This is a genomic window from Actinomadura geliboluensis, from assembly GCF_005889745.1.
Classification (GTDB): Bacteria; Actinomycetota; Actinomycetes; order Streptosporangiales; family Streptosporangiaceae; genus Spirillospora; species Spirillospora geliboluensis.
Genome location: NZ_VCKZ01000124.1, coordinates 1 through 21,018, shown reverse-complemented (window position 1 = coordinate 21,018; position 21,018 = coordinate 1). Strand labels below are relative to the sequence as shown.

The window sequence follows — 21,018 nt, the reverse complement described above, 5'->3', positions numbered from 1 at the left end:
CGCGCTGCTGGAGTCGAGGACGAGCGGGCGCGGCCAGGTCGTCGACGCCGCCATCGTGGACGGCGCCGCGCACCTGTCCACGTTCATCCACTGCTTCCTCGCCGGCGGCCTCTGGGAGGACCGGCGCGGCGTCAACATGCTCGACACCGGCGCGCCCTGGTACGACGTGTACGAGACGTCCGACGGCGGCCACATGGCCGTGGGCGCCATCGAGCCGCAGTTCTACGCCGAGTTCCTGCGCCTCGCCGGTCTCGACGGCGAAGACCTGCCCGGCCAGCACGACCGCGCGGGCTGGCCCGTCCTGCGCGAGCGGTTCGCCGCCGTGTTCCGGACGAAGACCCGCGACGAGTGGACGGACATCTTCGTCCCGAGCGACGCGTGCGTGGCCCCGGTCCTGTCGATGACCGAGGCCGCCGAGCACCCGTGGAACACGGCCCGCGACGTGTTCCCGGCGCTGGGGGGCCGGCGCCAGCCCGCACCGGCCCCGCGCTTCTCCCGGACCCGGGCCGGGACCGACGGCGTCCCGGTCCTGCCCGGGGGCCAGACCCGCGCCGTGCTGGACGACCTCGGCTTCGACGACACCGAGACCCTGCTGAAGGAGGGTGCCGTCGCCCAGGCCTGACCTCCGGGCCCGGTGGCCGCGCCCCGGCGGGCGCGGCCACCGGCTCCCGTCAGGGCGCGTCGGCGCGCCGCTCCTGGCGGGTGCCGCGGCGCAGGCCGATGGACATGACCTCGCTCGGTCCGTCCAGTTCGAGGCGGTGCCAGCGCCCGCGCGGCACGATGACCGCGGTGCCGGGGGTCAGCCGCGCCATCTCCTCCTCGCCGCCCGGCTCCTCGGGGCGCAAGTAGATCCGCAGGCCGCCGGACAGGCAGCACACCGCCTCCTCCGCGGCCGGATGCACCTCCCAGTGGTCGGCGTGCACGTCCGCGTCGGTGCGCACGCGGAAGGCCGCGAGCTGCCAGCCGCCGTCGTCGGTCGTCATGCGGGGCTCGCCGGCGCGGACGGCGCCGCCGGGGTGGAACGCGAGGGCGGACTCGAACAGGTCGATCGGATTCATGAGCGTGTTCCTTCCAGTCGGTCTTGCGTGGGTTCGGGTGCGGGCGGCCGCGCCGAGGCCGGAGCGCGGCGGGGGAGCGCCGCCGCGACGGCGGCCGCGACGAGGAACAGGGCGGCGGCGACGGTGAGGCTCAGGGCGTAGCCGTCGTTCAGCGCGGACGCGGTCGCGGCGCCGCCGGTGCGGTGGGCGGCGACGGTGGCGAGGGCCGCCAACCCGACGCAGCCGCCGAGCTGGCGGGAGCTGTTGACCAGGCCCGAGGCCATCCCCGCCTCGCGGGGCGCGACGCCGGTGGTGGCCGCGACGGTGACGGGGGCGAGCACGAGGCCGGTGCCGACGCTGCAGAGCAGGGACGGGCCGAGGACGTCGGTGAGGAACCCGCCGCCCGGGCTGATGAGCGCGAACCAGCCGAGGCCCGCCGCGCCGAGCAGCCCGCCGGGGATCAGCGCCGCGCGCGGGGAGCGGGCCGAGGTGATGCGGGTGGCGGCCACGGTGCCGGCGACCAGCCCGATGGAGAAGGGCAGGAACGCGGCGCCCGTCGCGGCCGCCCCCATCCCGAGCACCTCCTGCAGGTAGAGCGACACGAAGTAGAAGGCGGAGAACTGGCCGGCGGCGGCGAGGAACACGATGACGTTCGCGCCCGCCACCCAGCGGCCGCGCAGCAGGCCGAGGCGGACGAGCGGCGACGCGGACCGGGACTCGGCGAAGGCGAACGCCGCGAGGAGCACGGCCGCCGCCGCGAGGGTGCCGAGCGTCGCCGGGGACGTCCAGCCGAGCGTGTCGGTGCGGACGACGCCGAACACCAGCAGCCCGATGCCGCCGGTCGCGAGCACCGCGCCGAGGACGTCCAGCCGGTCCCGCGCGGCGGTGCCCGCCGCCGCGGGCACGCCCGCCGGGACGAGCGCCAGGGCCGCCGCGACGATGGGCAGGTTGACCAGCATCACCCAGCGCCAGCCCGCGTATTCGGTCAGCAGCCCGCCGGCGAGGACGCCGAGGGCGCCGCCCGCCGCGTTCACCGCGCTCCAGACGCCGAGCGCGCGGACGCGGGCGCGGCCCTCGAAGGTCGTGGTGAGCAGCGCGAGGGCGGCCGGCGCGACCGCCGCGGCGCCGAGGCCCTGCCCGGCGCGGGCGGCGACGAGCTGCCAGGGCGCCTGGGCGAGGCCGCCGGCGAGGGAGCACAGTCCGAAGACGACGAGGCCGGCGGTGAACAGCCGGCGCCGCCCGTACAGGTCGCCGGCCCGGCCGCCGAGCAGCAGGAACCCGCCGAAGGTGAGCGCGTAGACGTGCACGACCCAGGCCAGGCCGACCGGCGCGAAGCCGAGGCCGGTCCGGATCGCGGGCAGTGCGACGTTGACCACCGCCATGTCCAGGGCGACGACGAACTGTGCGACGGACGCGGCCGCGAGCACCACCCCGGGTCGCCCCCGAGTATTTTTGTACATGTAAGAAAAATAGCTTGAGATGCCGCGCCGTGTCGAGCCCGCGATGATGGGGGCATGCCGCGACAGTCCGCCCAGCGGGGCCGGCCGCCCCGCATCTCCCGCGCGGAGATCCTCGACGCCGCCCGCCGGATCGTGGACGAGGAGGGCGTCGGGAAGCTGACGATGCGCCGGCTCGCGGGGGAGGTCGGCAGCACCCCCATGGCGCTGTACCACCACGTCCGCGACAAGGAGGAGCTGCTCCTGCTGCTGCTGGACGACTACGCCGCGCGGACGCTGCGCCGCCCCGCCGTCCCGGCCGACCCGCGCGAGCGCGTGGTCGCCATGGCGGCGGCGATCCGCGAGGCGCTCGCGGCCTGCCCGTGGATCGTCGAGGTGCTCACCGCCGACGACCTGATGGCGACGTCGGCGCTGTGGTTCGTGGACCAGATCCTCGCGGGCCTGGGCGAGCTCGGGCTGAGCCCCGAACGGGCCGTCCACGGGTACCGGGCGATCTGGTACTACACCGCCGGCGAGATCATCGTCCGGTCGGCGGCGGCCCGCCGCCGCGCCGGCGACGACCGGCCCACCTACCGCGAGCGCGTCTTCGCCGAGTTGGACGGGGCGGAGCTGCCGCGGCTGGCGGAGGTCGCCGGGCACTGGGGGCCGCTGACCGAGCGGGACACCTACCTCGACGGCCTGCGCGCGCTCGTCGACGGGCTCGCGCGCGGCTGACCGGTCCCGGGCCGCAGGTGGGCCGGGGTGCCCGCCGGGCCGCTTGTGAACCGGCTGACAATTTCTCCCCGATAACCGGAGGACGGGCCACAAGACCGGGCTTTGAGGCGGCCGTACCTTGTGGGAACTCCACCCCGGTCATCACGGCGACGAACGGCCGGGCCCGGTGAAACGCGCCGGGCCGCGGCCTCTTTTCGCCGTGCCCTCATGAGGGAGAAGCACCATGCGTTTCAGACGACTCCGTTCCTGGGCGGTCACGGCCGCGGCGGCGGCCGCCGCCCTCGGCGCGACCGGCATGGTCGCGCCCGCCGCGCACGCCGAGACCAGCCCGGACGGCGCGAACGACTGGAACTGCAAGCCGTCGTTCTGGCACCCCCGGCCGGTCGTGCTCGTGCACGGCACGTTCGAGAACATGGCGTTCAACTGGCAGAAACTCTCCCCGGCGCTGAAGAAGGCCGGATACTGCGTCTACGCCCTCAATTACGGCGGCCCGAAGGACGGCCCCATCCAGGGGATCGGCGACATTCCGACGTCGGCCGGGCAGCTGTCGGCGTTCGTCGACAAGGTGCTCGCCTCGACCGGGGCGTCCAAGGTCGACATGGTCGGGCACTCGCAGGGCGGCATGATGCCCCGGTACTACATGAAGTCCCTGGGCGGGGCCGCGAAGGTCAACAAGCTGATCGGGCTCGTCCCGTCCAACCACGGCACGAACCTGGCGGGGCTGGTGCAGCTCGGCAGCCTGCTCGGCATCACGCAGGCGGTGGTGAAGGCCGCGCCGGCCGCCGGGCAGCAGATCACCGACTCCGACTTCCTGAAGGACCTCAACGCGGGCGGTGACACGGTGCCCGGCCCGTCCTACATCGTGCTGGCCACCAAGTACGACGAGGTCGTCACGCCCTACACCTCGGCGTTCCTCAACGGGTCGAACGCGCAGAACGTCCTGCTCCAGGACAAGTGCGCCAACGACACCAACGCGCACGTCGGGATCGCCTTCGACCCGGTGGCGATCAAGTTCGTGCTGAACTCGCTCGACATCTGGGGCCCGTACTGGCCCATCGACTGCGGCGACCCGCTCGGCTGACCCGCCTCCCGCGCGGCGGCGCCCGGCGGACCCTCTCCCCGCCGGGCGCCGCTCCCGGCTAGAGCCCGAGGCGCTTGGCCGCGATCTCGTTCATGATCTCGTTGGTGCCGCCGCCGATGCCGAGGATGCGGGCGTCGCGGTAGTGGCGCTCCACCTCCGACTCGCGCATGTAGCCCATGCCGCCGTGCAGCTGGACCGCCTCGTGCGCGACGTGCTCGCAGGCGAGGACGGCGGTGTTCTTGGCGTAGGCAATCTCGGTGAGCACGTCATCGCCCGCGGCGTGCCGCTCGGCGACCGCGCGGACGTAGGTGCGCGCCACGTCCGTCTGCCGGGCCATCTCGGCGATCTTGTGCCGGACGAGCTGGCGGGACGCGAGCGGGCGGCCGAAGGTGTCGCGGTCGCGGACCCAGCCGAGCGTGAGGTCCAGGCAGCGCTGCGCCGTCGCGTACGCCTGGACGGCGAGGGAGAGCCGCTCGGTCACGAAGTTCTGCACGATCTGCAGGAACCCGGTGTTCTCCGCGCCGACCAGGTTCGCGGCCGGCACCCGGACGTCGCTGAACGACAGCTCCGCCGTGTCGGAGCAGAGCCAGCCCATCTTGCGCAGCGGCCGCGACACGGTGAAGCCGGGCGCGCCCTTCTCGATCACCAGCAGCGAGATGCCGTCGAAGCCGGGGCCGCCCGTCCGCACCGCGGTGGTGACGAAGTCCGCGCGCACGCCCGAGGTGATGAACAGCTTGGCGCCGTTGACGACGTAGTGGTCGCCGTCGCGGACGGCGGCGGTGCGGATGCCCGCCACGTCCGATCCGGTGCCGGGCTCGGTGATGCCGAGCGCGCCGATCGCCTCGCCCGCGAGCACCGGCCGGGCGAACCGGTCGATCAGCGCGTCGTCGCCGGAGGCGATGATGTGCGGCAGCGCGATCCCGTGCGTGAACAGCGACGCGACGACCCCGCCGGAGCCGCCCGCCTGGATGATCTCCTCGGCGACGATCAGCGCGTCGAACAGGTCGCCGCCGGACCCGCCGGCCTTCTCCGGGAACCCGGCGCCGAGCAGGCCCGCCGCGGCGGCCCGCGCGTGCAGCTCCCGGGGGAGCTCGCCGGCGTCCTCCCACCCGGCGAGGTGCGGGACGATCTCCCGCGCGGTGAAGTCGCGGACGAGCCGGCGCAGCTCCGCGCGCTCGGGGGTGTGCCAGGGACGCAACGCCGCCTCCATGATGTAGAACCAGATTCGGAATCTAACAGGAGACGGGCGGGCGGCGGAGCGGGGGGCGGCGCGCCGGCCGCCCCCCGCCGGGCGGTCAGCCGACGGCGTCCGCCACGGCCCGCGACCAGAGCGCGAGGGCGTCGTCGACCTGCGCGTCGGTGACGATCAGCGGCGGGATCATCCGGACGACGTTGCCGTAGGCGCCGCAGGTCAGCAGCAGCAGGCCGTGCTCGGCGGCGGCCTGGTGCGCCCGCTGCGCGGCGGCGGCGTCGGGCTCGCCGTCCGGCCCGGTGAACTCGCTGGCCTGCATGAGCCCGAGCCCGCGCACGTCGCCGATCTCCGGATGGTCGGCGGCGACCTTGCGCAGCCCGTCGTTCAGCCGCGCGCCCTGCCGCTCGGCGTTGGCGACGAGGCCCTCCTCGTCGATGACCTGGAGCGTCGCGAGCGCGGCGGCGCAGGCGACCGCGTTGCCGCCGTAGGTGCCGCCCTGCGAGCCCGGCCGCGCCTTCTCCATCAGCGCTGTCGGCGCCGCGATCGCCGACAGCGGGAACCCGCTGGCGAGGCCCTTGGCGGTGATGAGGACGTCCGGCCGCGCGTCCGCGTGCTGGTGGCCCCAGAACCGGCCGGTGCGCCCGAAGCCGGTCTGCACCTCGTCCATGATCAGCAGGATGCCGTGCCGGTCGGCGCGCTCGCGCAGCCCCTCCAGGAACGCGGGCGGCGCCGGGATGTAGCCGCCCTCGCCGAGCACCGGCTCGACGACGAACGCGGCCGTGTCGGACGCGGGGCTCGCGGTGACGAGCAGGTAGTCGAGCTCGCGCAGCGCGAACCGGGTGGCCTCCTCCTCGTCCCACCCGTACCGGTAGGCCTGCGGGAACGGCGCGATGGCGGCGCCCGGCATCAGCGGGCCGATGCCGGCGCGGAACTTGGTGCCGGCGGTGGTGAGCGCGGCGGCGCCCATCGTCCGGCCGTGGAAGGAGCCGTGGAAGACGACGATGTTCTGCCGCCCGGTGGCGTGCCGCGCGAGCCGGATGGACGCCTCGACGGCCTCGCTGCCGCTGTTGAGGAAGAACAGCGAGTCCAGGCCGTCCGGCAGGACGTCGCCGAGCGCGTCGACGAGCCGCAGCAGGGGTTCGTGCATGACGGTCGTGTACTGCCCGTGGATGAGCGTGCCGACCTGCTTCTGCGCCGCCTCCACCACGCGCGGGTGGCAGTGCCCGGTGTTGGTGACGCCGATGCCCGCGGTGAAGTCCAGGTGCCGGCGGCCTTCGGTGTCGTAGAGGTAGACGCCCTCGCCGCGTTCGGCCAGGACGGGTGTGGCCTGCTTGAGCAGGGGTGACAGCGTCGCCATGCGCGTCCCTCCGGTAGATTGTCGACAATCTGCAATCTAGGTGCCCCCGGGCCCGGTGTCCAGGGCCCCGGGTGCCCGGGGGCGGTGCCTCCTCGGGGCGGCTACGGCCGGGAGGCGCGCAGCCGCTGGATCGAGTCGGTCATGTGCTCCTCGATGAGGACGAGCAGCCGCTCCTCCTCGCCGTCGCCGATCGCGTCGACCAGCCGCCGGTGCTCCTCGACCAGGTCGGACGGCTCGGGGTAGGTGTCCTGGAGCGCGTTCAGGCACATCCGGGTCTCCACCAGCAGGGTGTGCGCCATCCGCTCCAGCCGGGGGCTGCCGGACGAGCTCACCAGCACCTCGTGGAACGCCTGGTCGGCGTCGCTCATCGCGACCCGGTCGCGCTGCTGCGCCGCCTCGACCAGCGCGTCCAGGGCGTCGGTGAGCCGGGCCACCGCCTCGCCGCGGTTGCGCGCCATGATCAGCCGGCACGCCTCCCGCTCGATCGCGAGCCGGGCCAGGTAGACGTCCTCGACGTCGCCCTCGTCCAGCGTGATCACGAACAGCCCGCGGTGCGGCTCGCTGACCAGCAGCCCCTCCTGGACGAGCCGCTGCATCGCCTCGCGCAGCGGGCCGCGGCTGATGCCGAGGCGCCCGGCGAGCTCGGCCTCGCCGAGCTGCGCGCCGGGCTCCAGCGACCCGTACATGATCGCCTCGCGCAGCTCGTCGGAGACGAGCTCGACGGTGGACTTGCGGGGGACAGGTTCCAGCTCACCCAATCGGCCCATGCCGCGGGCCCCTTTCGTTCATAGCTGCCAGGTATGTCGTCCCGGCCCGGCCCCCTGGCCGGCGGGGACGGCGGAGACGTCGGCGGGCACGGCGAACAGCCGGCCCAGCCCGGTGCGCGGCGCGAGCCCCCGGGGGCCGGACGCGAGCCGCAGCCCCTCCCACACGCTCACCTGGTTCGCGGTCAGCACCGGCTTGCCCACCCGCGCCTCCAGCTCGTCGAGCCAGGACACGGTGTGCAGCGCGGTGTCGGGCACCAGCACCGCCTCGGCGTCCGGATGGTCGTTCGCCGCGACGAAGGCCAGCACCTCCTCGCGCCCGAGGGTGCCGACCTCGGCGGCGGTGACGATGCCCCGGCAGGACAGCGCCACCACCTCGACGCCGGCGTGCGCGAGGAAGGCCACGAACCGCTCGGCGACGTCGGCCGGGTAGGTCGCGGCGACCGCGACCCGGGTCAGCCCGAGCGCCGCCGCCGCGTGCACGAACGCGAACGACGTGCTGGACGCGGGCACGCCCGCCGCCGCGCGGACGCCCTCGACCTGCCGGGCGGCGCCGTCCCAGCCGAACACGAAGCTCCCGCTGGTGCACGCCCAGACCGCGGCCTGGACGCCCATGCCGCGCAGCGTGCGGGCGCCCTCGCCCAGCACGTCGTCGCCCCCGATGTCCAGCAGCGCGTCGACGCGGTGCGCGTCCTCGCGCATCAGCGTGTGGACGACCGGCAGGGCGACTCCGCCGGACCCCTGGCCCCGCAGGGCGCGCTCGATCGCGGGGTAGTCGTCCTCGGCGCTGTACCCCGGGTACAGGAATCCGGCGCTCACCGTGTTCTGCCGCATATGCCCGCCAACCCTACCTTCGCCGATCATGGACCCCATGGCGGTCACGCCGCCGTGGACGGCGCGAGCTGCGCCAGCGACTGCCCGGGACCGGCCGCGGAGCGGCCCATCGCGCGCAGCGCCGAGCACATCGTCACCTGGTTGGCGGTCAGCACCGGCTTGCGGATCATCTGCTCCAGCGGGGCGATGATGTCGTAGGTCGGCACGTTCGTGCAGCTGATGAAGACGGCCTCGGCCTCGGGGGCGTCCACCGTCGACACCGCGGCCACGATCTCGCCGTAGCCGACCTTCCAGATGTGGCTGAGCAGCCCCATCCCGACCGACGACACCACCTCGATGCCGTACTCGCCGAGGAACGACACGAGCCGCTCGGTGACCGCGTCTATGTACGGCGTGACGACCGCGATGCGCGAGACGTTCAGCAGCCGCAGCGACTCCACCAGCGCGCCGGAGGTCGTCGTCGACACCGGCGCGCCGGCCGACATCATCGACTGGTGCAGCTCCAGCTCGCCCGCCTTGCCGCGGATGAAACTGCCGGACGCGCAGGCGTAGGCGACGGCGAGCGGCTCGGGGGCGAGCACGTCCCGGGTCGCCTGCCGGACGATCGACTGGTCGGACAGCGCGGACGCCATCTCGACGGTGACCGGCACCGGGACGTACGGCAGCCGGGTCATGAAGAGCGAGACGTCGTCGGGCGTCCACCGCCACAGCTCGCGGTCGAGCGCGAAGTCGAACGGCGCGACCACCCCGATGCCGTGCTGGGCGAGCAGCTCGGGGCCGACGACCAGCGTGGGGTCGAATGTCATCTGCGAGGCCACCGCTTCAGGACTCGGCGCGGCGGTAGACGAGGCGCTCGCCGACGCCGCCGGAGCGCCAGACGTCGTTGCACGCCTCCGCCATCCGGTCGAGCCCGTCGACGATCGTCGCGTAGACGTTGCCGGGCACCCAGCCGACGTCCCCGTTGAGCAGCAGGTTGTTGCGGCCGTAGAAGATCGCGAGGTCGATCACGCCGGGCAGCGCGTGGATGTTCTTCTCCTCCTTGAACTTGCGGTCGAGCATCCCGCCCGCGAAGGAGAAGTAGACGACGTCGCCCGGAATGGGGGTGACGGTGGGGTTCTCCAGGCCGACCTCGTCCTCGGAGAACCGTTCGACCATCGTGTACACCTCGTTGCGGGCGTACTTGGCGTGGTACGCGTCGCCACCGAGGGGCAGGGCTTGCCACACCGCCTCGCAGGTCCGCGGCGCGTCCTTCTCCAGCAGCTCCGCGACGCACGAGACGCCACGACGCTCCAGGGTGATGGTCATGAGCTTGGGCATGCTGGACCTCCCCGTGAACAGGGGTTGGCGAGAGCGTCGCCACCCGAAGGACTCTCCATGTTTGCGGGAGGCGGACCCCCGCACCCCCGCGAACGGGGGTCTAGTCAGAGCGCTCTGGGATCCGTCCTGGCCTGTGCATGGGCAACGGTTGCGACGGTCTTGCAGCACACATACCCAGTGCGGTGAACCGGGGCCGCGGTCCAACGCGCTGATTGTTGACAATCCTACGAACCCTTCCTAGCGTGTCAATGCCTCTCCGAGTTGCCTTCACGTAAACTCCGCCGACCCGGAAGTGACGCCGATGGAGCCTGTCCAGCCCGCACCAGGTGAGCCGCCCGGCGTGGTGGTGCTCGTGGGGGACGCCGAGCCCCGCGGAATGGCGGCGGCGGAGCGGCTCGCGCGCGTCCGGTACGTGCGCGAGAACGCCCTGGCGCAGGCGCTTCCCGGCGCCGACGCCGTCTTCATGTGGGACTTCCTCTCCGACGCGCTCGCGGCCGCGTGGCCGGCCGAGGGCGGCCCCCGGTGGGTGCACATCGCAAGCGCCGGAGTCGACCGCCTGCTGTTCCCGGCCCTCGTCGAGGGGGACACGGTTGTCACCAACTCGCGAGGGATTTTCGACGAGCCGATCGCCGAATACGTCCTCGGGCTGGTACTCACCTTCGCCAAGGACCTGCACACCACCGTCCGGCTCCAGGGCGAGCGGCGCTGGCGGCACCGCGAGACCGAGCGCATCGACGGCGCCCGCGCGCTCGTGGTCGGCACCGGGCCGATCGGCCGCGCCATCGGCCGCCGGCTCGCCGCCGCCGGGCTCGCCGTCACCGGCGCGGGCCGCACCGCCCGCGACGCCGACCCCGACCTCGGGACCGTCGTCCCGATGGAGGGGCTCGACGCGGCGCTCGCCGCCGCCGACTACGTCGTGCTCGCGGCGCCGCTCACCGAACGGACGCGCGGCATGATCGACGCGGCGGCGCTGGACCGGATGCGCCCGTCCGCGCGGCTGATCAACGTGGGCCGGGGCGCGCTGGTCGCCGAGCCCGACCTCGTCAAGGCGCTGCGCGCCGGCCGGATCGCGGGCGCCGCGCTGGACGTCTTCGAGGACGAGCCGCTGCCGCCGTCGTCGCCGCTGTGGGAGATGCCGAACGTGCTCGTGTCCCCGCACATGTCCGGCGACGTGGTCGGCTGGCGGGACGAGCTCGTCCGGCTGTTCACCGACAACCTCGGCCGCTTCGCGGCGGGGCGCCCGCTGCGCAACGTCGTCGACAAGCGGCTCGGCTACGTGGGTTCCGGCATCGAGCAGAGGGGGTAGCCATGGCCGACGCGGCCGACCTGACCGCGACCGAACTGCTGGCGGAGTACCGGGCCGGGACGCTCTCCCCGGTCGAGGCCGCCGAGTCCGTCCTCGCCCGGATCGCGCGGGACGACCCGAAGCTGAACGCGTACTGCCTCGTCGACGAGGAGACGACGCTCGACATGGCGCGGGCGGCCGCCGACCGGTGGCGGCGCGGCGCGACGCTCGGCCCGCTCGACGGCGTGCCCGTCTCCATCAAGGACGTCCTGCTCACCCGCGGCTGGCCCACGCTGCGCGGTTCCACGACGATCGACCCAGCGGGCCCCTGGGACGAGGACTCCCCGGCCGTGGCGCGGCTGCGCGAGCAGGGCGCGGTGTTCGCCGGCAAGACCACCACGCCGGAGTTCGCGTGGAAGGGCGTCACCGACAACCCGCTCACCGGCGTCACCCGCAACCCCTGGGACCCGTCCCGCACGCCGGGCGGGTCGAGCGGCGGCGCGGCGGCGGCCGTCGCCGCGGGCATGGCGCCGCTCGCGCTCGGCACCGACGGCGGCGGCTCGGTGCGCATCCCCGCCTCCTTCACCGGCACCTTCACCATCAAGCCGACGTACGGCCGCATCCCGCACTACCCGGCGAGCCCGTTCGGGACGCTCGCGCACACCGGCCCGATGACGAACACCGTGGCCGACGCCGCGCTGCTGCTGGACGCGGTGTGCGGCCCCGACGGCCGCGACTGGTCGGCGCTGCCGCCCCCGGACGTCCCGTTCTCCGACGGCCCCGACGACCTGGCCGGCCTGCGCGTCGCCTACAGCCCCGACCTCGGCTTCGCGCGGGTCGACCCGGAGGTGGCCGCGTCCGTCGCGGCCGCCGCGGAGGTCTTCACCGAGCTGGGCGCGAAGGTCGAGCAGGCCGACCCGGGCATGGGCGGCGACCCCGTCGGCGAGTTCGAGGTGCTGTGGTTCGCGGGCGCCGCGAAGGTCGTCGAGCACCTGTCCGCGGCGGACCGGGCACGGCTCGACCCGGGCCTGCGGGAGATCTGCGAGCGGGGCGCGCGGTACTCGGCCGTCGAGTACCTCACCGCCACCGCCCGCCGGATGGAGCTCGGCCGGATCATGGGCCTGTTCCACGAGCGCTACGACCTGCTGCTCACCCCGACGATGCCGATCGCCGCGTTCGAGGCGGGCCGGGAGGCCCCGGCGGGCGCCCCGTCCCCGCGCTGGACGGGCTGGACCCCGTTCACCTACCCGTTCAACATGACCCAGCAGCCGGCCGCGAGCCTGCCGTGCGGCTTCACCGCCGACGGCCTGCCCATCGGCCTCCAGGTGGTCGGCGCGCGGCACGCCGACGGCCTGGTCATGAGGGCCTGCGCCGCCTTCGAGAAGGCGCGCCCGTGGCGGCGGTTCAACCGAAGGTGATGACGGCGCGGCCGTGGTGGGCGCCCTCGTCCATCGCGGCCAGCACGCGCGGCGCCTCGTCCAGCGGGACCGGCGCGACCTCGGGGACGATCCCGTGCGCCACCGCGAAGTCGAGCGTGTCGCGCAGGTCGTGCGGCGACCCGGACGGCACGCCCATGACCCGCAGCCGGTTCATCACGAGGGCGGCCGGCGGCACGCTGACGTTCTCGGCGCCCATGCCCAGGTAGAGCAGGGTGCCGTCGGGGCGCAGGCCGCCGAACGCGGCGAGGCCGGTCGCGGTGTCGGGGGCGGTGTTCACCACCACGTCCGCGCCGCCCCAGGCGCGCAGGGCCTCGGCCGGGTCCTGCTCGGCGGTCGGCACGAACAGCTCGGCGCCGAAGCCGCGCGCCTCCTCCTCGGCGCGGCGCGACCTGGAGACCACGGCGACGCGGGCGCCCATCGCGGCGGCGAACCGCAGCGCCATCGTGCCGACGCCGCCGGTGCCGAGCACGGCGACCCGCGACCCGGCGACCGCGCCGGCGCGCCGGAGCCCGTTGAACGCGGTGATCCCGGCGCACATCAGCGGGGCGCCGGCGACCGGGTCCAGGCCGTCCGGCAGCGGGGTGACGAAACCGGCGCGGCCGACGAAGTACTCGGCGTAGCCGCCGTCGGTGTTGACGCCCGTGATCCGCTTGGGCGCACCGGTGCACAGGATCTGGTCCCCGCGCACGCACTGGTCGCAGTGGCCGCACGAGCCGTGGATCCAGCCGGCCCCGACGGGGGTGCCGACGGCGGGCCAGCCGACGCCCTCGCCGAGCGCGGCGACGACGCCGCTGATCTCGTGCCCGGGGACGGCCGGGAACGTCCCGAACGGGTAGTGGCCGCGCAGGTGGTTGACCTCGGAGAAGCACATCCCGCACGCGGTGACCCGGACGAGGATCTCGCCGGGGCCCGGCTCGGGCACCTCGCGTCCGACGATCTCCAGTGGCTTGCCCGCGGCGGGCAGAACGGCGCTGCGCATGAGCGCATCCCCTCTCGGTAGCGGCGGCGACCGGCCGCCATATCAGCGATACAGTCGAGACTATAGCCGCGCTACAGCACATGTATAGCGGTGTTGCCAAAATTTCTGTAACATCGATTTTGTGACTGCGCAGAAGGACCTCGACACGCGGGACCGGATCGTCCGCGCGGCCGCCGACCTGCTCGCCGACGCGGCCGGCGAACCGGTCTCGACCCGTGCCGTGTGCGCCGCCGCCGGGGTCGGGGCGCCGACCCTGTACCACCACTTCGGCGACAAGCGCGGCCTGTTCGACGCCGTCGCCGCGCACGGGTTCGAGCGGTACCTGGCGAGCAAGCGCGCCCAGCCGTCCACCGGCGACCCCGTCGAGGACCTGCGCCGCGGCTGGGACCTGCACGTCGAGTTCGGCCGCACCAACCCCGCGTTCTACACGCTGATGTACGGCACGGCCCGTACGCCGCCCGTCGCGGCGGAGGCGGAGCGCATCCTGACCGGCCTGGTCGCGGCCGTCGCCCGCGCCGGGCGGCTGCGCGTGCCCGTCGCGACCGCCGTCCGGATGATCCACGCCGCCGGGGTGGGGGTCACGCTCGCGCTCGTCTCCGGCGCCGTGGAGCCGCCGGACGACGCGGAGCTGTCCGTCCGCACCCGGGAGGCGGTACTGGCCGCGATCACCGTCCCGGACGGGGCGCCGGGCGACGGCGCGGTCGCGTCCCGCGCCGTGGCGCTGCGCGCCGCGCTGGCGGCGGCCCCGCCGCCCGAGCTGACCGCGACCGAGGCGGCGCTGCTCGCCGAATGGCTCGACCGCGTCGCCGCCGGAGAGCGCTGAGGGCCGGGCCCGCTGAAGAAGCCGCGCCGAGGGCTACTCGCCCTGGTCGAGCTCCTCGCGCCGCTTGTCCTTGCGGCGCTTGCGGCGCTTCACGCCGACGCCGCCCCAGAACGCGAACCCCTTCACCACGACCGTCGGCGAGCCCGGCACGCCCGGGCCGCTCGCCCGCTGGTCGAACCCGCCCATGATCCCGAGGCCCTTGACGTGCACGGTGATGTCGTCCGGGACGATGATCTCGACCCCGCCCATGATCGCCAGGGCGCGGATCGTCACCTGACCCTCGGTGAACCGGGCCTCGCGCAGGTCGATCTTGCCGCCGCCCCAGAACGCGAACGCGGTGAACTTGCGGGGCACGTTCCACACGCCGGAGCGCAGGAACCCGCTCATCACGCCGATGCCGATCTTCCAGGACGGCGCGCTCTCCACCGGCCGCCAGTCGGCCCCGCCCAGCGGGACCGCCGGCGCGGACGTCCCCGCCGCCGGCAGGTCGCGGGTGAGCGGCGCCAGCTCCCCGTAGGTCTTCGCCGCGTACACCGCGTCGAGCCGCTCGTCCAGTTCGGCCAGGGTGAGCCGCCCGTCGCCGGCCGCGTCGCGCAGCACCTGCGCGACCCGCTCCCGATCGGCGTCACCGGCCCGCATCTCCGGCGCTCCGGGCATCCCGGACTGCTCGGGCAGGTTCGTCATGCCCGCAGCCTAAACCGCCCCCGCCCGCCCCGCGACCCGCGCGCGGCACGGTCGCGTCACGACGGCGTCACGCCGGTTCGAGGCGGACGACGACGGACTTGGAGGTGGGGGTGTTGCTGACCTCGGCGGTGCTGTCGAGGGGCACCAGGACGTTCGTCTCCGGGAAGTAGGCGGCGGCGCAGCCGCGGGCGGTGGGGTAGGAGATGACGCGGAAGGCGGGGGCGCGGCGCTCGGTGCCGTCCGACCACTCGGAGACGAGGTCGACCGTCGCGCCGTCGGCGACGCCGAGGGCGGACAGGTCGGCCGGGTTGACGAAGACGACGCGGCGTCCCGCCTTGACGCCCCGGTAGCGGTCGTCGAGGCCGTAGATGGTGGTGTTGTACTGGTCGTGGCTGCGGACGGTCTGCAGGAGGAGGCGCCCCTCGGGGACCCGCAGCACCTCCAGCTCGTTGACCGTCAGGTTGGCCTTGCCGGTCGCGGTGGGGAACCGCCGCTCGTCGCGGGGCGCGTGCGGGAGGGTGAAGCCGCCCGGCTCCCGGACGCGGGCGTTGTAGCCGGCGAAGCCGGGGACGACGCGGGAGACGTGGTCGCGGATCACGTCGTAGTCGCGCTCCATGGCGTCCCAGCCGATGGCGGAGCCGGGGAGCGCGGCCCTCGCGAGGCGGCACACGATCGAGACCTCCGACAGCAGGTGCTCGGACGCCGGGGCCAGCCGCCCCCGGGACGCGTGGACCATGCCCATCGAGTCCTCGACCGACACGAACTGCGGCCCGGACGCCTGCACGTCGAGCTCGGTGCGGCCGAGCGTCGGCAGGATCAGCGCCAGCTCGCCCGTCACCGCGTGCGAGCGGTTGAGCTTGGTGGACACCTGCGCGGTCAGCCGGCACCCGCGCAGCGCCGCCTCGGTGACCGCCGAGTCGGGGGTGGCGCGGACGAAGTTGCCGCCCATCCCGAGGAACAGCCGGGCCCTGCCGTCGCGCATGGCGCGGATCGCGTCCACGGTGTCCAGCCCGTGCTCGCGCGGCGGCTCGAAGCCGAACTCGGCGGCGAGGGCGTCCAGGAACGCGGGCTTCGGCTTCTCCCAGATGCCCATCGTCCGGTCGCCCTGCACGTTGGAGTGGCCGCGCACCGGGCAGACGCCCGCGCCGGGGCGGCCGATGTTGCCGCGCAGCAGCAGGAAGTTGACGATCTCCCGGATCGTCGGCACCGAGTTGCGGTGCTGGGTGAGGCCCATCGCCCAGCAGACGATGATCTTCTTCGCGGCGAGGACGTCGCCGAGCGTCGCGGCGATCTCGCCGCGGGTGAGGCCGGTCGCCTCCAGGACGTCGTCCCAGTCGAGGGCGAGGACGTGCTCGCGGAACGCCGCGAAGCCGTGCGCGTGGGCGTCGAGGAACTCCTCGTCGAGGGCGCCGGGGGCGTCCGATTCGAGGAGCAGCCGGTTGAGCGCCTGGAACAGCGCGAGGTCGCCGTTGAGCCGGATCTGCAGGAACCGGTCGGCGAGGACCGTGCCCTTCCCGGTGACGCCGGACGGCCGCTGCGGGTTCTTGAACCGCATGAGCCCCGCCTCGGGCAGCGGGTTCACCGCGACGATCCGGGCGCCCTCCTTCTTGGCCCTCTCCAGCGCCGACAGCATCCGGGGGTGGTTGGTCCCCGGGTTCTGCCCGACGACGAAGATGAGGTCGGCCTGGTAGAGGTCTTCGAGGAGGACCGAGCCCTTGCCGATGCCGATGGTCTCGCTCAGCGCGGACCCGGACGACTCGTGGCACATGTTGCTGCAGTCCGGCATGTTGTTGGTGCCGAACGCGCGGGCGAACAGCTGGTAGGCGAACGCGGCCTCGTTGCTGGTGCGGCCCGAGGTGTAGAAGACGGCCTCGTCCGGGGAGCCGAGGGCGGTCAGCTCGGACGCCAGCAGCCCGATCGCCTCGTCCCACCCGATGGGCTCGTAGTGCTCGGACCCGGCGCGCTTCACCATCGGCTCGGTGAGCCGGCCCTGCTGCCCGAGCCAGTGGTCGGAGCGCCCGGCCAGCTCCGCGACGGTGTGCCGGGCGAAGAACTCCCGGGTGACGCGGCGCGTCGTCGCCTCCTCCGCGACGGCCTTCGCGCCGTTCTCGCAGAACTCGGCGATGTGCCGGTGGTCGCCCTCCGGCCACGCGCAGCCCGGGCAGTCGAACCCCTGCTTCTGGTTGACGCGCAGCAGCGTCAGCGCCGTCCGCGCGGCGCCCATCTGCGCGTACGACTGGCGCAGCGCGGCCGTCACCCCGGGCACGCCCGCCGCCCACGTCTTCGGCTTGGTGACGTCGAGACCCGAATCGTCGAAGTCGTCGGCGGGCGCCTTGCGCGTCATGGGGCAACACATCCTCGGGGTAGGCGGCTGCCTCCACTGTCGCACGGCGGGCGCCGTTATTGGGGCGGCCCTTCCGCCAGCTGGAGCGTGGCCTGCATGCGGGCGCCCTGCCTGGTCGTCCACTCGACGCGGACGCTGTCGCCCGGGTGGCGGCCGAGCATCAGGGAGGTGAGCGTCGACGGGGAGTCCACGGCCTCGCCGCCGAAGGCGACGATGGCGGCGCCGACCGGGATGCCGGCCGCCTCGGCGGGGGTGCCGGGCACGACCTCGGCGACGAGCGCGCCGGGGGAGCGGCCGTTGGAGCGGACCTTGACGCCGAGCATGGCCGTCCGCCCGATGTGCACGGTCGAGGACGCCTCGCCGCGCTGGATCCGCCGGGCGATCTCCAGCGCCCGGTCGGACGGGATGGCGTAGCCCCGGTGCTCCTTCGCGGGCGTGGCGCCCCGCGTCGACAGGCCCGCGGACGCGGCGGTGTTGACGCCGATGACCTTGCCGCGGGTGTCGAGCAGGGGGCCGCCGGAGTCGCCCGGCTTGATCGGCGCGTTGGTCTCGATCAGCCCGGTGAGCCGCTCGGAGGTGCCGTTGGTGTCGTCGCGGGCGGTGACGGACTGCTCCAGCCCGGTGATCTTGCCGGTGACCACGCTGGGGTTGCCGCCCTTGCCGCCCGCGTTGCCGACGGCGGTGACGACGTCGCCGATGTCCGCCCCGGCCGCGGAGCCGAACGCGGCGGTCTTCAGCCGGGACGCGCCGGCCAGCCGGATCACCGCGATGTCGCCGGCCCGGTCGTAGCCGACGACCTCGGCCGGGTAGGTGCGGCGGTTGTCGGTGTCGGTGCCCCGGATCGCGGTGGCGCCCCGGATCACGTGGTTGTTGGTCAGCACGAGGCCGGCCGCGGTGAGCACGATGCCGGTCCCGGCGGCGCGGGTGCCGTTCAGCTCCTGCTCGGTCTCGATGTTGACCACGCCGGGCCGCCGTCCGCTGGGCTTGGACGGCTTGGCCGCCGCGGTCGTGACGGGCGCCGGCGCGTCCTCGGGCGCGCCGTTCTCCATCACCCGGCAGCCCGGCGCGAGCAGGGCCAGGAGCGCGACCAGGAGCATCGGAACCGCGGCGCGGGCGCCGCGACGCACGGGGTCTTCGCTCACCTCGGTGCCTCCTCCCGCAGATTCCTCCAATGATTCCCGATACCGGGGAAATAGTCCGAAAAGTGGAGGAGGTGGCTCCGTGCCGCCGGTCAGCGGGTGAAGTAGCGCCGCGGGTTGCCGGTCAGCATCTGGTCGAGCTGGGCCTCGGTGACGCCCGCGGCGCGCAGCGCGGGCAGGACGTCGTCGCTGATGTGCCGGTAGTTCCAGTTCGGCTGCATCGCCGGGACGGTCGCCGGGTCGGGGCCGAACCAGTCGATGAAGCAGCTCGCGTCGTGGCTGAGCACGATCCGGTCGGCGTACCCCTGCCCGCACAGCGCCGCGACCGTGGCGACCCGGTTCTCGGTCGGGTTGATGATGTCGAGGCCGAACCGGTCCATGCCGAGGATCGCGCCGGTGTCGGCCAGCTCCATCAGGTAGTCGAGGTCGTTGCTGTCGCCCGCGTGCCCGATGACGACCTTGGTGAGGTCCACGCCCTCCTTGCGCAGGACGTCCACGACCTTGCGGCCCGCGTGGATCGAGCTCTCGGTGTGGACGGTGATCGGCGCGCCCGTCTCCCGGTGCGTCGCGGCGACGGCCCGCAGGATGCGCTCGACCCCCGGGGTCAGGCCGGGGGAGTCCACGGCGCACTTGAGGAACGCGGCCTTGACGCCCGTCCCGGCGATGCCCTCGGTCAGGTCCCGGGTGAAGTCGGCGATCATCGGGTCGGGGCCGTCGTCCACCATCGTGCCGGGGCCCCGGTGCAGGAACTGGAACGGGATGTCGTGGTAGGTGTAGATGCCCGTCGCGACGATGATGTTGAGGTCGGGGACGAGCTCGGCGATCCGCTGGATCCGCGGGATGTAGCGGCCGAGCCCCCAGACGGTCGGGTCGGCGATCGTGCGGATGCCGCGCTCCACCAGCTCCCCGAGCTTCGCGGCCGCGTCGGCGACCTTCTCCTCCTCGTCCCACCAGTCGCCCGCGCCGTAGTTCTCGACGTTCTCGGTGCCGAGGACGAAGACGTGCTCGTGCATGAGGGTGCGTCCCAGGCCGGTGACGTCGACGGGGCCGCGGACGGTCTCTACTGCGGGCATCGGCTCTCCCTACGCTGGGCCTGCGCGCCACCGGGCCGCCGGGGCGCATACCGACCGGTCGGTTTCTGGCAAGCTAAGACGCGGGACGCGCCCGCGTCAATGCCCCGCTCCGAAGGAGGTGCCCCCCGGTGACGGGTACACAGCAGCCGCCGGACACGGAACAGGCGCCGGAGCCGGCCGCGCCCGCGCGGCGGAGTGCGGTCGAGCGCCGGATCCTGGACGCCGCGCTCCGGCTGTTCGCCGAGCGCGGCTTCGACGGGACGTCGGTCCAGGGCATCGTCGAGGCGGCCGAGGTCACCAAGGGCGCGCTCTACCACTACTTCGACTCCAAGGACGATCTGCTCTACGAGATCTACCACTCGCTGATCGCCCGCCAGCTCGGCGACCTCGACGCCGTCCTCGCCCGCGGGCTGCCGCCGCGCGAGGCCGTCCGCGGGGTGCTGACCGGGCTGATCCGCAGCACCGCCGAGCACATCGACGAGGCGAAGGTGTTCGCCCGCGAGAAGGACCGGCTGGACGACGCCCGGATGCGCGCCCTGCGCGCGGACCGCCGCCGCTACCACGAGACGTTCCGCGGCCTGATCGAGCAGGGCCAGCGCGGCGGCGTGTTCAGCGACGCCACGCCCGCCGAGACCGTGACGATCGTCGCGCTCGGCATGGTGAACCAGATGCCCGCCTGGTACCGCCCGGACGGCCCGAAGAGCGCGGAGCTGCTGGCCGAGGAGGTCGCCGGCTTCGTCCTCGCCGCCCTGGTGGCGCCGCCGTCCGCGTAGCGCCTGTTCCCGTCTGACGCCTGGTCCGGCCTAGCGCCTGGTCTGCAGGTGCAGGGCGGCGTCGCGGACGTCGGCGAGCTCGGCGTCCCAGTCCGCGGGCGGCGCCAGCGGCGCCAGGACGAACTTCGACAGCCCCGCGCCGACGAGCCGCTCCAGATGGGCCGCCAGGCCGTCGAGGTCGGGCACCAGGTCGTCCAGCGGGGCGGGTCCGCTGATCCGGCGCACCCGCGCCAGCCGGGCCTCCGCCTCGGGCGGCAGCGGCCCGCGCCGGTAGGGCACGACCGCGCCGAAGTGCTCCTCCTCGATCTCGCGCCCGGCCCCGGCCGCCGCCTCCTGGACGGCCCGCCGCCCGCGCTCGCCCTCCGCCGGGGTGGTGAACGCGGCGAGCCACCCGTCCGACAGCCGCCCGGTGCGGCGCAGCTCCGGCTCGGACGTCCCGCCCATCCACACGTCGAACCCCCGCGCGGCGGGCTTCGGCCGGACGCGCAGCGCCTCGTAGCGGAACCGGGGGCCGTCGTGGGTGACCTCGTCCTCGGCCCAGAACCGGCGCAGCAGCGGCAGCGCCTCCTCGAAGATCGCGGCGCGCTCCTCCCGGCGGACGCCGAACGCCTGCTGCTCGCCCGCGTGCCGCTGCCCCAGCCCGAACGCGGGCAGCAGCCGCCCGCCGGACAGGACGTCCAGCGAGGCCAGCTCCTTGGCCAGCACGGCGGGGGAGCGGCCCGGCAG

General features: G+C 74.2%; 21 protein-coding genes. 7 read left to right on the top strand and 14 right to left on the bottom strand.

Features of this window, described 5'->3' with window-relative positions; translation table 11 throughout:
- Positions 1 to 622, top strand: a 622-nt coding sequence (locus tag ETD96_RS18420) for a CoA transferase (protein WP_138637693.1), incomplete at its 5' end; no start/stop codon positions are given.
- 49 nt (positions 623 to 671) lie between these two features.
- On the opposite strand, the gene ETD96_RS18415 is transcribed toward ETD96_RS18420, so the two are convergent.
- Complete coding sequence (locus ETD96_RS18415) at positions 672 to 1,058, bottom strand: cupin domain-containing protein (RefSeq protein WP_138637692.1); 387 nt, start codon at positions 1,056 to 1,058, stop codon at positions 672 to 674.
- On the bottom strand, positions 1,055 to 2,497 hold the full coding sequence (locus ETD96_RS18410; protein WP_138637691.1) for an MFS transporter: 1,443 nt from the start codon (positions 2,495 to 2,497) through the stop codon (positions 1,055 to 1,057). Before ETD96_RS18410 ends, ETD96_RS18415 begins: the two co-directional genes overlap by 4 nt.
- Before the next feature lie 54 nt (positions 2,498 to 2,551).
- On the opposite strand from ETD96_RS18410, the gene ETD96_RS18405 reads away from it, so the two are divergent.
- Positions 2,552 to 3,208 carry a TetR/AcrR family transcriptional regulator gene (locus ETD96_RS18405; protein WP_138637690.1) on the top strand — a complete coding sequence of 219 codons (657 nt, stop codon included), beginning with the start codon at positions 2,552 to 2,554 and terminating at the stop codon, positions 3,206 to 3,208.
- Positions 3,209 to 3,431: 223 nt separating this feature from the next.
- The gene (locus ETD96_RS18400; protein WP_138637689.1) at positions 3,432 to 4,289 is read left to right on the top strand and encodes an esterase/lipase family protein; all 858 of its coding nucleotides are present in this window, start codon (positions 3,432 to 3,434) and stop codon (positions 4,287 to 4,289) included.
- A gap of 58 nt (positions 4,290 to 4,347) precedes the next feature.
- On the opposite strand, the gene ETD96_RS18395 is transcribed toward ETD96_RS18400, so the two are convergent.
- The 6 genes from ETD96_RS18395 to ETD96_RS18370 all read right to left on the bottom strand — a co-directional run bounded on the left by ETD96_RS18395 (position 4,348) and on the right by ETD96_RS18370 (position 9,741).
- Positions 4,348 to 5,499: an acyl-CoA dehydrogenase family protein gene (locus tag ETD96_RS18395; protein WP_138637688.1), complete on the bottom strand. Its 1,152-nt coding sequence runs from the start codon at positions 5,497 to 5,499 to the stop codon at positions 4,348 to 4,350.
- An 85-nt stretch (positions 5,500 to 5,584) separates the two neighbouring features.
- A complete protein-coding gene (locus tag ETD96_RS18390) occupies positions 5,585 to 6,838 on the bottom strand; it encodes an aspartate aminotransferase family protein (RefSeq protein WP_138637687.1) in 1,254 nt (417 codons plus the stop codon).
- 101 nt (positions 6,839 to 6,939) lie between these two features.
- Positions 6,940 to 7,605, bottom strand: a complete 666-nt coding sequence (locus tag ETD96_RS18385) for a GntR family transcriptional regulator (protein WP_138637686.1) — start codon at positions 7,603 to 7,605, stop codon at positions 6,940 to 6,942.
- 18 nt (positions 7,606 to 7,623) lie between these two features.
- Entirely contained in the window at positions 7,624 to 8,436 is an 813-nt protein-coding gene (locus ETD96_RS18380; RefSeq protein ID WP_138637685.1) for a maleate cis-trans isomerase family protein, read from the bottom strand.
- A 44-nt stretch (positions 8,437 to 8,480) separates the two neighbouring features.
- Positions 8,481 to 9,242: a maleate cis-trans isomerase family protein gene (locus tag ETD96_RS18375; protein WP_171069097.1), complete on the bottom strand. Its 762-nt coding sequence runs from the start codon at positions 9,240 to 9,242 to the stop codon at positions 8,481 to 8,483.
- A gap of 16 nt (positions 9,243 to 9,258) precedes the next feature.
- Positions 9,259 to 9,741, bottom strand: a complete 483-nt coding sequence (locus ETD96_RS18370) for a DUF3830 family protein (protein ID WP_171069098.1) — start codon at positions 9,739 to 9,741, stop codon at positions 9,259 to 9,261.
- A gap of 313 nt (positions 9,742 to 10,054) precedes the next feature.
- Between ETD96_RS18370 and ETD96_RS18365 the strand changes: the two genes are divergently transcribed.
- Together ETD96_RS18365 and ETD96_RS18360 are read left to right on the top strand one after the other, a co-directional pair.
- Complete coding sequence (locus ETD96_RS18365; protein ID WP_171069096.1) at positions 10,055 to 11,059, top strand: D-2-hydroxyacid dehydrogenase; 1,005 nt, start codon at positions 10,055 to 10,057, stop codon at positions 11,057 to 11,059.
- 2 nt (positions 11,060 to 11,061) lie between these two features.
- Positions 11,062 to 12,456 (top strand): amidase, encoded by a 1,395-nt coding sequence (locus ETD96_RS18360; RefSeq protein WP_138637683.1) that lies wholly within the window; start codon positions 11,062 to 11,064, stop codon positions 12,454 to 12,456.
- On the opposite strand, the gene ETD96_RS18355 is transcribed toward ETD96_RS18360, so the two are convergent.
- Positions 12,443 to 13,456 (bottom strand): alcohol dehydrogenase catalytic domain-containing protein, encoded by a 1,014-nt coding sequence (locus ETD96_RS18355; protein WP_138637682.1) that lies wholly within the window; start codon positions 13,454 to 13,456, stop codon positions 12,443 to 12,445. The genes ETD96_RS18360 and ETD96_RS18355 overlap by 14 nt on opposite strands.
- A gap of 121 nt (positions 13,457 to 13,577) precedes the next feature.
- Between ETD96_RS18355 and ETD96_RS18350 the strand changes: the two genes are divergently transcribed.
- A complete protein-coding gene (locus ETD96_RS18350) occupies positions 13,578 to 14,279 on the top strand; it encodes a TetR/AcrR family transcriptional regulator (protein WP_138637681.1) in 702 nt (233 codons plus the stop codon).
- 33 nt (positions 14,280 to 14,312) lie between these two features.
- On the opposite strand, the gene ETD96_RS18345 is transcribed toward ETD96_RS18350, so the two are convergent.
- The 4 genes from ETD96_RS18345 to ETD96_RS18330 form a co-directional block, all read right to left on the bottom strand.
- On the bottom strand, positions 14,313 to 14,963 hold the full coding sequence (locus ETD96_RS18345) for a DUF1707 SHOCT-like domain-containing protein (RefSeq protein ID WP_240807807.1): 651 nt from the start codon (positions 14,961 to 14,963) through the stop codon (positions 14,313 to 14,315).
- 67 nt (positions 14,964 to 15,030) lie between these two features.
- Positions 15,031 to 17,307, bottom strand: a complete 2,277-nt coding sequence (locus ETD96_RS18340; RefSeq protein ID WP_138637680.1) for an FdhF/YdeP family oxidoreductase — start codon at positions 17,305 to 17,307, stop codon at positions 15,031 to 15,033.
- A 56-nt stretch (positions 17,308 to 17,363) separates the two neighbouring features.
- Complete coding sequence (locus ETD96_RS18335) at positions 17,364 to 18,449, bottom strand: S1C family serine protease (protein WP_138637679.1); 1,086 nt, start codon at positions 18,447 to 18,449, stop codon at positions 17,364 to 17,366.
- Between the two features lie 89 nt (positions 18,450 to 18,538).
- Positions 18,539 to 19,519 carry a phosphotriesterase family protein gene (locus ETD96_RS18330; protein ID WP_138637678.1) on the bottom strand — a complete coding sequence of 327 codons (981 nt, stop codon included), beginning with the start codon at positions 19,517 to 19,519 and terminating at the stop codon, positions 18,539 to 18,541.
- 212 nt (positions 19,520 to 19,731) lie between these two features.
- Between ETD96_RS18330 and ETD96_RS18325 the strand changes: the two genes are divergently transcribed.
- Positions 19,732 to 20,292, top strand: coding sequence for a TetR/AcrR family transcriptional regulator (locus ETD96_RS18325; RefSeq protein WP_420884767.1), 561 nt, complete (start codon positions 19,732 to 19,734; stop codon positions 20,290 to 20,292).
- A gap of 30 nt (positions 20,293 to 20,322) precedes the next feature.
- Here the strand turns inward: ETD96_RS18325 and ETD96_RS18320 are convergent.
- Positions 20,323 to 21,018, bottom strand: a 696-nt coding sequence (locus ETD96_RS18320) for an LLM class flavin-dependent oxidoreductase (RefSeq protein ID WP_171069095.1), incomplete at its 5' end; no start/stop codon positions are given.